Source organism: candidate division TA06 bacterium (assembly GCA_016235665.1).
Taxonomy (GTDB): domain Bacteria; phylum Edwardsbacteria; class AC1; order AC1; family EtOH8; genus UBA5202.
In genome coordinates this window covers 22925-37292 of sequence record JACRJI010000013.1, presented here as the reverse complement: position 1 = coordinate 37292, position 14368 = coordinate 22925, and the positions used below count along the sequence as shown (strand labels likewise).

11 protein-coding genes are annotated in these 14368 nt (G+C 52.3%); all 11 read right to left on the bottom strand.

Translation table 11 applies throughout. The features are described 5' to 3' along the window. Nucleotides 1–9: 9 nt before the first annotated feature. Entirely contained in the window at nucleotides 10–561 is a 552-nt protein-coding gene (locus HZA73_08120) for a hypothetical protein (GenBank protein ID MBI5805997.1), read from the bottom strand. A 24-nt stretch (nucleotides 562–585) separates the two neighbouring features. Then, the gene (locus HZA73_08115) at nucleotides 586–1764 is read right to left on the bottom strand and encodes a glycosyltransferase family 4 protein (protein MBI5805996.1); all 1179 of its coding nucleotides are present in this window, start codon (nucleotides 1762–1764) and stop codon (nucleotides 586–588) included. Nucleotides 1765–1884: 120 nt separating this feature from the next. Continuing rightward, nucleotides 1885–3063: a DNA polymerase IV gene (gene dinB, locus HZA73_08110; protein MBI5805995.1), complete on the bottom strand. Its 1179-nt coding sequence runs from the start codon at nucleotides 3061–3063 to the stop codon at nucleotides 1885–1887. A 16-nt stretch (nucleotides 3064–3079) separates the two neighbouring features. After that, the gene (locus tag HZA73_08105) at nucleotides 3080–3862 is read right to left on the bottom strand and encodes a hypothetical protein (protein MBI5805994.1); all 783 of its coding nucleotides are present in this window, start codon (nucleotides 3860–3862) and stop codon (nucleotides 3080–3082) included. Beyond that, on the bottom strand, nucleotides 3859–4557 hold the full coding sequence (locus HZA73_08100) for an endonuclease III (GenBank protein ID MBI5805993.1): 699 nt from the start codon (nucleotides 4555–4557) through the stop codon (nucleotides 3859–3861). The genes HZA73_08105 and HZA73_08100 overlap by 4 nt, the downstream gene beginning before the upstream one ends. Then, nucleotides 4544–5578: a glycosyltransferase family 9 protein gene (locus tag HZA73_08095; GenBank protein MBI5805992.1), complete on the bottom strand. Its 1035-nt coding sequence runs from the start codon at nucleotides 5576–5578 to the stop codon at nucleotides 4544–4546. Before HZA73_08095 ends, HZA73_08100 begins: the two co-directional genes overlap by 14 nt. Next, on the bottom strand, nucleotides 5562–6356 hold the full coding sequence (locus tag HZA73_08090; protein ID MBI5805991.1) for a glycosyltransferase family 2 protein: 795 nt from the start codon (nucleotides 6354–6356) through the stop codon (nucleotides 5562–5564). The genes HZA73_08095 and HZA73_08090 overlap by 17 nt, the downstream gene beginning before the upstream one ends. Before the next feature lie 177 nt (nucleotides 6357–6533). Next, a complete protein-coding gene (locus HZA73_08085; GenBank protein MBI5805990.1) occupies nucleotides 6534–7136 on the bottom strand; it encodes an HAD family hydrolase in 603 nt (200 codons plus the stop codon). Continuing rightward, entirely contained in the window at nucleotides 7133–8332 is a 1200-nt protein-coding gene (locus tag HZA73_08080) for a tyrosine--tRNA ligase (GenBank protein MBI5805989.1), read from the bottom strand. The genes HZA73_08085 and HZA73_08080 overlap by 4 nt, the downstream gene beginning before the upstream one ends. A gap of 162 nt (nucleotides 8333–8494) precedes the next feature. Further along, nucleotides 8495–9484, bottom strand: a complete 990-nt coding sequence (locus HZA73_08075; GenBank protein MBI5805988.1) for a hypothetical protein — start codon at nucleotides 9482–9484, stop codon at nucleotides 8495–8497. An 11-nt stretch (nucleotides 9485–9495) separates the two neighbouring features. Then, nucleotides 9496–14367: a hypothetical protein gene (locus HZA73_08070; GenBank protein MBI5805987.1), complete on the bottom strand. Its 4872-nt coding sequence runs from the start codon at nucleotides 14365–14367 to the stop codon at nucleotides 9496–9498. Between the last annotated feature and the right edge of the window lies 1 nt (nucleotide 14368).

Genomic DNA, 14368 nt, shown 5'->3' with positions numbered 1-14368 from the left:
ACCAGAAACTCAATAAATCATGCTACTTATTCCAAGTTTAACAAAGTAGTAAGTATAATTTTTACTTTTCATTGTGCTTCCAGCAAAATCAAAATAAATGTTTTTTCTTAATTTGATCAAAGCGCCAGCGCTATAATTCCACAACAACCCTCCTGTTTCGTATGTATTGCTTCCTATCGGCATTCTTCCTTCAATTGATAGGTGTGGCACAAAATAACTCCTTCTACTTCCAAAATAATAACCAGTTCTTAAACCTAGTATTGATAAACTTGCTTGACCATCACTATTATCAGTAAGGGAGACTCGGTCACCTAAGTAAAAAGCAAGTAAATTATATGTGAGACCGGCTGATAATTTCTTAAAAATAAAATAATTCCACGAATATTCGGCGCCTGTCGCACCATATAAATTAGACCGAGGAGCATCATGGCATACAGCCCAAACTCCATTAACAGAAAGCATATTTATGGCTTTAAGTTTATTGTCGACTGACATCTCGCCTTCAGAAGCATATGCAACATTTGCAAAAAGTAGGATAGCCAATAAAAGATGCTTGAACATGTTGTTTCTCCAGTTCAATATTTCTTATGCTTTTTTATGTTGGTAAACCGCCATCCACTTGGAAACAATACTATCCCAGCTGAAATTGGTTTTCAAATGTTCATCCGCGCCATCAACCAACCGTTGTCTTAACTTTTCGTCCTCCAATATTCTATTTACGGCCCCTGCCAGGGCCTGCGGATCCTTCTGCGGCACCAGCAGTCCGGTCTTTTCGTTTAATATGATATCTGTGATCCCGCCTATATCGCTGCCCACCACCGGCACCCCGTAGTGCATGGCCTCCAGCAGGACCACCCCCAGCATCTCGGTGTCGCCCCGGGAATCTATGATCCCCGGCTGAACATAGACCGCGGCCCGGCTGTAGTGTTCGATCAGTTCGGCTTCGGATACCTTCCCGGCAAAATGCACCCGGTCCGCTACTCCAAGCTTCTTGGACAGTTCCTGAAGTTCCGGCAACAGGGGCCCGCCGCCCACCACCTCCAGCCTGGCCTGCGGCAGCTGCTGCATGGCCTCGATCAGGTATCTGACCCCCTTGCGTTCCACCATCCTTCCGACAGTCAGTATCTCGGGTCTGTCCGTTTTTGATTTTTTATCTTTTATGTTTAACTTTTCAGAGAATCCTATGGTATAAGGTATCACCTGGACTTGGATATCAGAGATGCTCCTGACCTCGTTAGCGGTAAAAGTGGAGATGGCGACCACCCGGTCGGAGATCCTGATGGCCCAGCGCAAAAACCATTTCATGAACGGCAGGGAGTTCTTCACCCAGCGCAGCTCGGCGCCGTAAAAGGTGGTCACCAGCTTTGCCTTGCAGGCCTGCCTGGCCGCCCAGCCGAACACGGCGTGCGGCATCGGCCAGTGGACGTGGATCACGTCGTACTTGTTCTTGCGGCACAGCCTTAGCACCCACAGGATCCCGCCTATCAGATAGAAGCCCGGAAGCAGTTTGTACAGCGGGGAGCGGGTCATGCGGTCCACCGCCATTTCCTCGTGGGTCAGGTTTTCCCAGCGGGAAAAGAAATAACGGAAACGGTGCACCGGAATGCCCCACAGCACCTGGCCCCCAAGACCCTTGTAGGACGAAGTGAATACTTCTACCTCAGTTCCTTGCTCTTTGAGCTTTTTAAGCATCTCCACCAGCCAGGGCGTGATCACATCCTGCTCGTGCCGTGGAAAGGCCGTTACTATGTGCAATACTCGCATGCTTATCAAATTTATTGGTGTATTATAATTCAATGCTTTTAACCGGACACTCAGCTGTAGATTATTATCTGCGTGATCGGTTTCGATCTGCGTTGGTCTGCGTTCCGGAAAAATATTTCATCATCGTTCCATCGCACCGCCCCGGACTATGGCCCTCTTGCCCAGCTTCTTCCTTACCTGGTCCACCGCCTTTTCCAGGCTCTCGGTTTTGGCGGCTTGGGCTCCGTCCCCGCTGAACAGCCCCATCTGCTCCGGTCTTTCGTCAAAGTTGGAGACCGATATTCCGATCAGCCTGATGGCATCCTTTGGCCGCCAGTTGTCCAGGAAAAGTCTCTTGGCCGCCTGGAAGATCTCGCCCGCCGCCGCCGGCAGTTTGGAATATGTTTTCCCGTAGGTGTGGGTCTCGAAACCGGTGTAGCGCAGTTTAAGAGTGATGGTCCTTCCCTGAAACTGGCTGTCCCTCAAACTGCCGGCCACATCGTCGCAGAGATAGAGCAAAGTGGAAAGCAGCACCTCCCTGTCGGCAGTGTCCTCGTCAAAGGTGTTCTCCCGGCCGATGGATTTTGCTTCATGCCCGTCGCAGACCGGATCGTCGTCCACCCCGTTGGCCCGCTGGTGCAGGTACCCCCCCATTACGCCGAGTTCTTTTGCCAGGGCACTCTCCGGAATGGCCGCCAACTGTCCGATGGTCTCGGCCTTGAAGCTCGATTTGATCCTCTGCTCCGTCTTGGGCCCTATGCCCCACAATTTGCGCAAAGGCAGGGGACTTAAAAATTCCGCCTCCCTGCCGGGAGGCACTATAACCAAACCATCGGGTTTCTTCAAGTCGGAGGCTATCTTGGCTATCAGCTTGTTGGAGCCCATCCCCACCGAGGCGGTTAGGTTGCACTTCTGCCTGATGGCCAGCTTTATCTTCTTCCCCATCTGTTCGGCAGAACCAAAGATCCTCCGGCAGCCGGTCAGATCAAGGAAGGCCTCGTCCACAGAGATCTGCTGCATCTGGGGCGTAAAACTCAAGAGTATCTCCATAATAACATCCGAAACCTCGGCATAACGCCTCATCCGCCCCGGCAAAAACACTCCGTTAGGGCATAGTCTGAAGGCCTGGGAGATGGGCATGGCAGAATGCACCCCGAATTTCCGGGCTTCGTAGGATGAGGCCGAGACCACGCCCCGGCCCTTGCCTCCCTTGGGGTCGGAGCCCACGATCACCGGCCGGCCCTTAAGCTCCGGGTTGTCCAAAACCTCCACCGCCGCGTAAAAGCAGTCCATGTCCACGTGGGCTATCAGGCGTTCCATCTGAAAACTGCCATTGCTATTTCCCGGTTTTGACGGGCGGGGTCGCCGGGGCCGGAGCTGACTGAGAAACGTTCTTGGCCGCTGCGGCCGGCGGCGGGGCCACTGCCATGCTGTCCAGTTTGAAGGGCTGGATGGTCCGCTCCGGCTGGCCTTCATCGTTCCCGCCCCAATCCAGGGTAAAGTCGTCCATGGTGGAGAAAATGCTGATCTCGCCGTTCTGGCCCTCTCCCGCTTCAATGGCGTATTGCGCTTCCTTGACCTGGAGGTGGTTCCAGACCTTGAGGGTCAGGGCCAGCTTGCCGCCGGCGGTCTGGCTGATCTTCATCATTATTTCATCCCCGCCCTTGAAAGAAGCCGACTTCTTTTCGGCCGAGGATTTGAACTGCAGGTTGGGTATGCCCCGGTTGATGAAGAACTCGGCGGCGCTGCCGGTCTGCAATATCCGCTGTTTCTGGGCCTCCAGGTTGGCCTTTTCCTCTTCGTGCAGTTCCGGCTGGGCCAGGATCATTTCCAGGACGGGAAGGTACTCTTCCTTGGTGGCCGGCCCGGTGTGGCGGTCGGTCTCATCATAAAAATCAAGCCGGGCGTCCCCCAGCAACTCCAGCGAAAAGCCGAACTGGACGCCGGCCGGAACGGGGAGCACTCTGGCGCTGTCGGCTTTGACCTCAGCGCTGTCGGCGTTAAGGCTGATGGTTTTTGGGGCCTTGTTCTTGAATTCTTCGCGGGGCTGCGCCCGGCAACCCCATAAGGACAGGACCGCACAAAACAGGAATACAGGGATTTTGCGTTTCCGGCTCATGACCGTTCCTCCTTTAGGTTCTTTGGTTTGCTGTCATGGGGATTCTGGCAATGGGTCTTTAGGCAGCACCGTTCGCAATCCGGACGGCGGGGATGGCAGGTCTGCCTCCCGTGGGTGATCAGATTCACATGCAGGTTGAATACCTGTTTGGGGGGAATGAATAGCCCGATCCGTTCCTGAAACCTTTCAACGCTTTCTTTTGGAGCCGCCCACCCCAGCCGTTGGCAGACCCGGTAGACGTGGGTGTCCACCGGAAAAACCGGCATCCCGGCCCCGAATAGCAAAGTGCAGGCGGCTGTCTTGGGCCCCACCCCGTCATAAGAGACCAATTGGTGATAGGCCTGCTCCGGGGACAGCTTCTTAAGATATTCCAGCGAGATCAGCCCCTGCTCCAGGGCTATCAGGTTCAGCAGTTTTGAGATCCTCAATGATTTTATCCTGGCCAGGCCGCCGGTCCTGATGGCTGACTCAAGGTCCCGGGGCCTGGCTGCCGCCGCCGCTTTCCAGCTGGGAAATCGTTTTTTCAGCGAAAGATAAGCCCGGTGGCTGTTAGTATCGCTGGTATTTTGGGAAAGGATGGTCTCCACCAGGGCGTCCAGCACCCGGGGATATTTTTTTGGGGCGGGTATTCCATGGCATTTCAACAATGCCTGATGGACCCGGTTGATATTTAAGGTGATGCTACCTTTTCCCAAGTTCCCCGGCCATCATAGTCTTGAACGCTGCCATTACCTGTTCCACGGTGATCCCGGTCATGCACTTGGGATCCGGACAGCTGGTCTTGTTGCACTCCAGGCAGGACAGGCTTTCATTCCTTAGTATCACGTTGGGCACTCCCCAAGGTCCCTGTCCCAGCGGGCGGGTGGGGCCGTGAAAGTTTATCACCGGAACTTTGAAGGCGGTAGCTATCTGCACCGGCCCGCAGTTATTGCCTATCACCAGGTCACAACCAGACAGCAGGGCCGCCATCTGGCGAAGGCTGGTCTTGGGGATAATGAGGACCTTGTCTTCCGCCCCCTTGGCTATCCTTTGGGCGCTTTCCAGTTCTGCGCTCAGGCCCCAGAATATCACAATCCGGAGGTTTTTCATGGCCGACAGTTCCCGGGCCAACTGTGAAAAGTTTTGCTCCGGCCAGCGCCGGCAGGAACAGCCGCTGGTGGCGACCAGGCCCACCACAGTCTCTTCTTCTTTGATGCCCCACCCGCCCCAGGTCCGGTCCTTGAAGGCGGTTTCCTCCGGCCTCAAGTTAAAGACCAGTTCCTTTGACCTGACCGGGATCCCCAGGGTTTTGAGTGGAAAAAGATGGAACTCCACCTCGTGGCCCCGGTTGGCTTCTTTGGACGAAAGCACTATGGTGTAAAACAACCGGCGGTAGCCGAAATCAAAGCCTATCCTGTTTCCTGATCCGCTGGCCAGCGACAGGAAAGCGGTGCGGGGCGATCCGAAAAGATCTATCACCAGGTCAAACTTCCGGCTTCTCAGGTCCCGGATGAAACTCAGTTGATACCCGAGGCTGCCGGGATCAAAGGCGATGACCTCGTCCAGGTCGGGATTGTTGGCCAGCACCGGAGCGCAAAAGCTCCGGCAGAGGAAGGATATTTTAGCCTGGGGAAAGCCCTGCCGTAGGTTGCTGAGCAGGGGCGTGGTCCAGATTACATCTCCCACCCCCAGCATTTTGATGACTAATATGTGAGCGGGTCTATTGTTTGTTTCCATCAATCGTCTCATTTGCTCTTGGCATATTTCCTTGGTGCCTTTTGATTTCCCAGAGCCTGATGTTCTTAACGAAGGAATAATGGGCCGAAAGCACAGACAAGATGAAGCCCTCCATACCGTCCAGAAATCCCAGTTTGATGATATACATTTTGACAAATACTATCAGAGGCTTCAGGATAACACCTGAGAGTTTGAAACGGGATCCCGACTTATTCATCTGTTCGGCAGCTAACCTGGTGTATTTATTGAATTTCAACAGATAATGGGCCAGGTCGGGGTCTGTATAATGGAGCAAAGCTTCCTTAAGTTTGATCACTTTACCGTCAACCACTAACATCTCATGCACTTGCTTGTCGTTAAACCTTGCTTTTTCTTTTTTAAACAGCCGGGTGACGTAACCTGGGTACCAGCCGCAATGTTTTATCCATCTCCCGAGAAAATATGCTTTCCGGGGAAAGGCTAAGGCTGAAAAATTACGGTTTGATTGAATCGTTGTTGTTATTTCCTTGGCAAGCTCAGGGGTCATCCTTTCATCGGCGTCTATCCAAAGGATGAGATCTCCCGAGGCCTGCTGTAATCCCCAGTTTTTTGTGGCACCGAAGCCTTGCCATTCCTTAACCAGCACCCTGGCCCCTTTGTTCCTGCTTATCTGCTCGGTTTCATCGGTGCTTGATGAATCAACAACAACTATAATCTCGCCGGCAAACCCCTGCAGACTATCCAGGCAGGGCCCGATATTATTTTTTTCATCCTTGGCAATTATCAATGCTGATATCATTTATACTCTGCCTTGTATTGATTGTTTTTGGATTTTCAGAAAATTCTTGGTTCTTTGCGGATTGGCTTAAAGCGCTAATACAACAGCCAGAAACTTCTGCGTTTCTGGCTTGGGCCGGCTATGATCTTTCAGCTTTTGACCTTTTAAGCGTCTTTTTACTTCCGCCAGCATCAAGTCTTATCCCCTGGCCGGATTTTTGGATATCAGATCATTGATTATCCACAGGGCCGCGCCTAGAAGATCTTGTGCCAGGCAGTCGACTTTGATCTTTCTTACCCAGGCCTCCCGGCCGTTTGATTTGCCGCCAAGCACCAGTATTTTCTTGGCTCCCAGGTTGCGGGCGAATTCCATGTCGCTCTGGCTGTCTCCGATCATGTAGGAACGGGAAAGATCTATTCCGAATTCTTTACCGGCCGCCAGGGCCATGCCGATATCTGGCTTGCGGCAGGGATGCCTTTCTTCCGGATGATAGGGGCAATAATAAATGGCATCCAGGCTGGCCCCTTGGCGTTTTAAGAGGGCTATCAGACGGCGGTGGATCATATCCAATGTTTTGAGGGTCAAATACCCCCGGGCCACTCCGGACTGATTGCTGGCCACCACCGTCAAAATATCATTCTGGTTAAGCAGCTGAATCCCCTCGGCCGCCCCGGGCAATAGTTTCAACTGGTCCGGATGGTTGACATAGTGGGTATCATAGTTGATGGTCCCGTCCCGGTCAATGAACACCGCAGCCCTGAGGCTCTTCCCTTTTGATTTACTTGATTTTGCGTCTTTCATCTTTTCAACTTTACAAAATTCCTCTTGCCGACCTTAAGGATGGCCCCGTTCTTTATGTCCACCTCCGCGTCAATGCTGGTGATCTTTTCTCCGTCCAGATGAACCCCGCCCTGCACTATCAGCCGCCGGGCCTCGGAACTGTTCTTGGCGCAGCCCGCCCCGGTGATCAATTTTATGATCCACACTTTGTCGGCTCCGGGGTTGTGTTCGGTAAGGTTCTCCGGCAGCCCGCCGTTCCGGAACATCTGATCGAACTCGGCCGAGGCCGCCTCCGCCCTGGCGGCGCCGTGATAGATGGCCGCGATGTCCCGGGCGACCTGGGCCTTGATGTTCCGGGGATTTTCCCCGGCTTCCAGTCGGTTTTTTGTTTTTTTCAGCTGCTCGCCGCCGTAAAAGGCCGCCAGCTGGGCATAGGTCAAAATGGCGGAATCCGGTATGGACATGGTCTTGCCGAACATCTCCTTGGGGCTGTCCTTGATGGCGATATAATTGCCCAGCGATTTGCTCATCTTGTTGATGCCGTCGGTCCCCACCAGAATCGGCACCGTCAGGACCGCCTGGGGCTCCATCCCCAGTTCCTGCATCAGCTCCCGGCCGGCCAAAAAGTTGAACAGCTGGTCGTTGCCCCCGGCTTCCACGTCGGCCTTGAGATGAACCGAGTCATAGGAGACCATCACCGGATATAGGAATTCGTGGACCCCGATCGAAGCCTGGTTTTTGTGACGCTTGCTGAAGTCGTCTCGCTCCAGCATCCGGGCCACGGTGAACTTGGAGCTGAGATTGATGACGTCGCTTAGGTTGAGTTTTGACAGCCATTCATTATTATAGGCCACTACTGTCTTTTCCCGATCCAGCAGCAGGTACACTTGCTCCATGTAAGTGGCCGCGTTATCCCGGACTTGTTCCCGGGTCAGCGGTTTGCGGGTCTCAGAACGCCCGGTAGGATCGCCGATCATAGCGGTAAAATCGCCGATCACGAAAATGACCCGGTGCCCCAGATCCTGGAATTCCTTCAGTTTCTTGAAACAGACCGCATGCCCCAGGTGCAGGTCCGGTGCCGAAGGATCGGCCCCGTATTTTATGTTAAGAGGTTTGGATTCCTTTATAGCCTTTTCAAGCTTTGATAACAGGGTCTCTTCCGGCATCAGGTGGAGGGTTCCCCGTTTTATAATCTGCAATTGTTCTTTGGCATTCATGGCTTTTTTGCTCAATGTGTTTAATGATGTTCCGGTATTTTTCCTGATTTGACCATAACTAATATTTTATCATACTAATTTTTTGCATGCAAGCACAAAACATAAAAAGGCGCTGCCCTGCAGACAACGCCTCAGTAGAAACATTAAGAAAGTATGCCTTTTTTAAAGTTTGAAACTACAGCCCACCCGGTGGGTACTGCCCAGCTGGTGGGGCGTATAGGCATAATCAAATCTCAGCCGCCATACCTTCATCCCTCCTCCCCAAACAAGCTCCTTTTGAGCCCGGCCCAGCCTGGCCGACAATAAATTACGATAGTCAATTTCAATCCCTAACCGGCCTTTTTGATAGCTTTGGCTGGAAGCTTCGGCTGAAACTATAACCTGGCTGTGCCAGGGAAAAATCGGCTGAGTATATGCTATTCCGGCCTTGTATCCGGCCGGCCGGACATCGCTTTGCTGGCTGGCAGTGTTCCACGAGATGCTGGTTCCACCTATATCCTGGGCTGACAGGCTCAAACCTATGGTTCCCCAGTTGGAACGCCCCATCATGGCTGGCTCCATCCCCACAATCACTTGGTTAGCCGATCTGACGGCCAGCCACTCCGCCAGCCAAATCTTGGCCTGTAGACCGAAATCCAGCCCCAGCCCGCTAGCCTGGCGATCATCCAGCTTGTTGGATATTATCTTGACGCTGCCGCCGGCCGATAGTTTTAACGGTTTGCCCAAAGAAGCGGTTTCCCTTTGAAACGAAGCCGATAGGTAGACGGCATTCTCATTGTCGCCAAAACTGCCGTTTGAAACGGTCCCCACATCGTACGAAAAACGTGGTATATGATCCACCCCCAGCCGGATCCAGCCCAGCCCCAAGCTCAGCCGCTTGCTTAAGGGCCAGGCCAGGCCCAGGAAATCATGGTTGGCCAGCCCGCCAAAGAGCTGGGTATGGCAGAACATTACTTCCGGACGGATCATGCCGGAAAGCCCGGCCGGATTCCAGTAAATGGCACTGGCATCTTCGGCCAGCGGGCCGTAAGCTCCACCCAGACCCTGGGCTCTAGCGCCGACACCCAGATTCAAAAACTCCCCTCCGTAATTCTCTGCACTGACCACGGTGGCCATTATCAACAGTACAAATGTGATAAATATATTTTTCATATTCCTTCTCCTCATCGTAATACCGCCAGTTTTTCGGTTTTTTTCTGTTTTGCCCCTGATCCCGACCAAATTTCCAAAGTATAAAAATATACTCCATTAGCCACCCTTTGCCCCGAGTTATCATCAACATCCCAGCGCAACGTCTTGACACCTGAGGCATATCCACCATTGAACGTCTTGATCAGCCTTCCGGCCACGGTAAATATTTTCAGCTCGTACTTATCGGTATGATCGCCCACAAAAAAGTAAAAAGTGGCGTAGTTCCCGTCGACTGGAGTAGGATAGCAGGCCATCTCGTAAAGCCCAAAGGTTGCCGCCACCGTAAGCTGCACCGAGACCGACGATCTATTGCCCAGGTTGTCGCAGGCTCCGAATTCCAAATTGTGCTGTCCATCGGCCAGATACGGGGCATAAGCCAGGGGTACACTGCTGTGATCCTGGGGCTGGGTTGGTAAATTATACTCATTTCGGGAAACAAGCGCCCCGTCCTTTTTTACCCAAACCGAATCCAGATTGATGCCGTTGGGATCCTCTATCAACACCGAATACTGGGGCCGGGAAACCCTTACTTCGTTCCCCCAGCCGGTGGACTGTTGATCCAGCCTGGCGGTGATCAAGGGAGCAGTAGTGTCGGTTCCGATCAAGGGCATGAAGGTGCCGAAAGAATCGGAAAGGCCCCAGACGCTGAGCGTGTCAGCCCCGCCAGGGACCTTTTGCCATAAACTTTGACGGGGATTAAAGCGGTATATGTTTACCAGGCTCAGATCTTCGACCTCACCCAGCTGGGGCCAGCCCAGGCTGACCCATAATTTCTTTCCATTGGACAGTCCCCGGGTTGAGTCGGTAAGATTCACAAAATAAGCATCCCGGAACTCGTCCCCGATCATTTTCAATCCAGGCTGGCGGGCCGGGTTCAACGGGGAATATTGATCAAAGGGGAAGGCTCCCACTATCGAAACGGCGCTGTCGTTCAGACTGGAATCGGGCAGGTAATATCTGATCTGAGGGTCCGCTTGCAGCAATGTCACCGTATCTCCGCTTCCCAACAGGCCCAATTGGCGGTAAACTTTCGTGTCCGGGTATCTGGGCAAGTCATAATAGTTCGAAGCAAAATGATTGTTGCTGGTATCCTGTTCCGGCGGCATGATTTTAGCGGAGGGGTCTATGGATAGTTTAATCGAGTCTCTCTCCCTCCCTGGAGCAAGGCTCCAGGGAACAGCTACTACGGTCTTGGTGCCTGGCAGGATCGAATCCAGTATCACTGTAACGGAATCGACCGGGGGAAGCTCGTTGTTATAGCGGTAAAAATGAAGGGGAATGCTGTCAGCTCTGATATCCCCTTTATTATAAACATCAATATAGAGAGTCAGCCTCCTTTTCCCACCAAAATAGGCATTATCAACATCGTTGGTATTTTTTTTCAGAGCCAGATCGGAACGGTTCAAAAGATGGTGAGAACTCCATTTGCTTACTGCTTTAGCTACCCCAGGACCGGAAAGGCAGATCCGGTAGTTGAGAAACGTGTCAGCATGCCCGGCGTTGATGATCTTGGCTCTTAGCTTGAAAAAACCAGGATATGAACTGTCCATCATAGTGATCTGGAGCGGGAAAGTGTCAGCTCTATCTTCTGCTGTACGCCATTCGCACCATACACTGTCTATTCCCCCCAGGCTGGAAGCTCCGCTGACTATATCAACGCTATCTACAAGATTGACCGGTCGGGAGGGAGTGGCAACCATGCCATAAAATGCAGGCTGGTTGATCCCCATTTCCCCGCAAATGGCCCAGCTGCTGTCTGCGTCTTTTACAAATGCCTTCACTAAAGCCTTTCCGGTACCCATGCCAACCGGGACCTGCACCCTGGCATTAACGATGCCGGGAGTATTGGAAAACAGCGAATAGCTAGCAGCGGGACTACCGATGGAGTCACATATGGAAAGCAAGGCAATACTACCGGTTTTGAACCCGCCGTTGATGGTGACTGTAAGTGAATCTCCGGGTAAAAGCGAAGCCGGAAGCAACGCCATTTCAATGCCCCGGTGGGAAACTGCCAGGCGCATGCCGGGATCCCCTAGCAGATTATAACTGGTTATCATCTCCCCCGGCGGGCCGGAAACCGTGCCGTATCTGGCAGCCATTTCAATCTTGGAACTCAGGATAATATCACCGAACCTAGTGAGACCGTAGTCATCAACCGCCCCAAAGAATACCTGTTCTATGACATTCTCCCATGATGGCCCGGAACTGGCAAAAACACCTACCGCGCCGCTGTATGTCTTTAACAGCATGGCCTGGGACAGGGAAACAGTATCGGGAATATCAAAGGCTCCGCTGTAACAGGTAAATGAACCCACTAACGGCCAGCGTCCCCAGTTGTTAAGCCTGGCCACCTCGTCTATCCGGAAAAAACTGTCATGGGACCATACCTGGCCGCCCCCATGCCCGTTGAACCCGGCCAGCACAGCTCCCTGGTTGAACTGATCTATCAGATCCTGAGTAGTAGCAGGATTGTTGTGGTAGACCTTTGAAACCGTATATCTGGTATCCAGTGTAGCCGCCAGCTGGTCGCTTTCCAGGTTGAACTGGTCGCCGATATTCATGTTCCTCCCGGCTATCAGCATAAATTTACGCTGCCATTGGTCCAGCAAAGGTTGCTGTTCGTAGGACATTTGTTTGGTTTCCCAGATCTGGCAATCGTTGGCAGTGTAAACAGGGATCCGGCCCACCGCGATGTCCGGCAAAGAGGAGAATTGATCATCTTCAAGGATATCGGCATAATAGTTGTCGTCTGCAGTCGGACCAAAATCAGAGGTCCTGGTCAAATGTACCGGAATTTTATCGGCAGAAGATTGACCCAGCAGGTTGCGGGGGTCCCAACTCCCTCCGCCCAACAGCAATACATAGTCCGGCGGAACCTGCCAGGTCATAAAAGCCTGACGCAAATAATCTTTGATCGAACGGTCTGTTGGGATCCCATAATTAAATACATCGTAGATATCGGATGCCAGCACAACCTTGGCTCCTTCATATTGGGTCCTCCGGATGGCGGCCAGTCTTTCCGCCGAGGCCATAAATTCTTCGGTGGTTATTATCAGGCATTGAGCGGTTTGGGATGGATCCGTCAAGGCCTGGGCCGGGACATGATTAGCTACGATGGCCTTTGGTTTCAGCTTGTGCTGATCATCGTTTTGCACAGCAAAATAGACGGTCTGGGCGGAGGCCTTATCATCAAAGGTCAAATTGTAGCTCACTCCGTCAATATCACGTTCCACCACGGTCCCGATAATCTTACTAACACCCAACTTATATAGATCTATGCTCTGGCTCTCAAATCCGTTAATTTTATAACGTAACAGACTGTCTGAACGATAGGGCGGGGCTTTGAACTTCACGTGTCCCTCTTCGGCCCCATAGCTCCGGGTATATTCCACTTCCATCCAGTTAAAAAAATAACTGTCAATATTATTCAACGGACCGTGCTTTAACACTAACTTGTTTTGCCCGTTGACCAGATAGGCAGGGTCCATCTTCGTCCTAAATACATTCGGGGACTGGCCATCCCATCTGATGTAATTATTTAGTGATGTTCCGTTAACTATGGCAATAGCCCAATGGTCGTTAAAAGTATCCGGCAGCAGGGAGGTGTAACCATGCAGACTCAAAGTCAGGTTAACGCTGTCAATCGCACTGAATTCAAGACCGGGAAGGAAGAAGTTGTAAACCATACTGTCGCCTTCGTCTATCCTCCGCCAGAACCAGCGGTCGGTCTGGTCGCTGTATTCGCTGTTCAGCCGGCAAAAAAGGCTGTCCTTTTCCAAATGGATCTCATCCCGATAGAAATCCGCTAGGATATAATTTTGGTTTACCGGGCTTCCATCCTCCTCTATCATCCTGGAACCGAAACTGCCTCCGGCTCCCAGCCAGTAAACATTATCGCGGGAATAGGGGTGGTAGTAACTGCTGTCACCTTCTAACCGCTGTCCGTAGAACTCAAAATAATCTTCCTGATCAAACACGCCGTCTGCCTGACCCTTGAAATAGATGGGAACTTCCCTCCCCTGATTGAACAATTTATAGCTGCGGGGATCGAACCAGCCGGGATTGAGTCCGGCCTGCAACAGATCAAAATAACCGATCTTATAAATGCCTTCTTCCTCTATCAATATTTTATAGGGAAGAGTATCGGCCCATGTGTCTGATTTAACTTTATTAGAGGTAGCGGGACGGGAGGCCCATCCTGCCATCATATTTGGATTTGCAGAACTTTTTGCGGCGATCCGGCCGATACCGGCGCCCAGCTGGCCCGCCTTCCCCGCTGCCAATGCTTGGTCGCCTAGACCGGACGTACGGAATTTGATCCGGATCTTGATGCTTTTAACATAGAGCAGGCTGCCGCTGGCCGGGTTAAACCGCACCGGATTGAAGGAAATAAAAGCCATCTTGTGAAGGCCCGCCCTGACCGGCGGGGAGATGGTTACTATATCGGCCGGATAAACCTGTTCACCCTGGTACACAGCCGGATCGGGGATTGTTTCCTTGTTCATTTGGATTTCGTAAGCCGGTGCCGGGATCTTTTTATATTTTATTGCCTCTGCCAGCTCGGTGGATGCTATCACAGGAATAGTGTTGGGTGGCACAAATATCATCGTTCCTACTACCGGCAGAAACGGACGGCCGGGGTCGGTCAGACCGGGGCAGCCTACGGCTGAGACCCTGAAATATTCCATCCCATTTATCAGAACCTGCTCAAATTGCGGCTGGGGACAGGAGAGTTCCACTACAATTCCCTGATCGGTGGATTCCGATACATTGACGCCGGCCCAGGCAGAATTCAGGACCATAACCAGCAGTCCTAAAAGCGGTATAAGTGTTCTAAATCTCATA

Excerpts from the sequence above, each read along its gene's own strand:
- HZA73_08120 (MBI5805997.1), bottom strand. The coding sequence starts at position 561 with ATGTTCAAGCATCTTTTATTGGCTATCCTACTTTTTGCAAATGTTGCA.
- HZA73_08115 (MBI5805996.1), bottom strand. The coding sequence starts at position 1,764 with ATGCGAGTATTGCACATAGTAACGGCCTTTCCACGGCACGAGCAGGAT.
- dinB (MBI5805995.1), bottom strand. The coding sequence starts at position 3,063 with ATGGAACGCCTGATAGCCCACGTGGACATGGACTGCTTTTACGCGGCG.
- HZA73_08105 (MBI5805994.1), bottom strand. The coding sequence starts at position 3,862 with ATGAGCCGGAAACGCAAAATCCCTGTATTCCTGTTTTGTGCGGTCCTG.
- HZA73_08095 (MBI5805992.1), bottom strand. The coding sequence starts at position 5,578 with ATGGAAACAAACAATAGACCCGCTCACATATTAGTCATCAAAATGCTG.
- HZA73_08090 (MBI5805991.1), bottom strand. The coding sequence starts at position 6,356 with ATGATATCAGCATTGATAATTGCCAAGGATGAAAAAAATAATATCGGG.
- HZA73_08085 (MBI5805990.1), bottom strand. The coding sequence starts at position 7,136 with ATGAAAGACGCAAAATCAAGTAAATCAAAAGGGAAGAGCCTCAGGGCT.
- HZA73_08080 (MBI5805989.1), bottom strand. The coding sequence starts at position 8,332 with ATGAATGCCAAAGAACAATTGCAGATTATAAAACGGGGAACCCTCCAC.
- HZA73_08075 (MBI5805988.1), bottom strand. The coding sequence starts at position 9,484 with ATGAAAAATATATTTATCACATTTGTACTGTTGATAATGGCCACCGTG.
- HZA73_08070 (MBI5805987.1), bottom strand. The coding sequence starts at position 14,367 with ATGAGATTTAGAACACTTATACCGCTTTTAGGACTGCTGGTTATGGTC.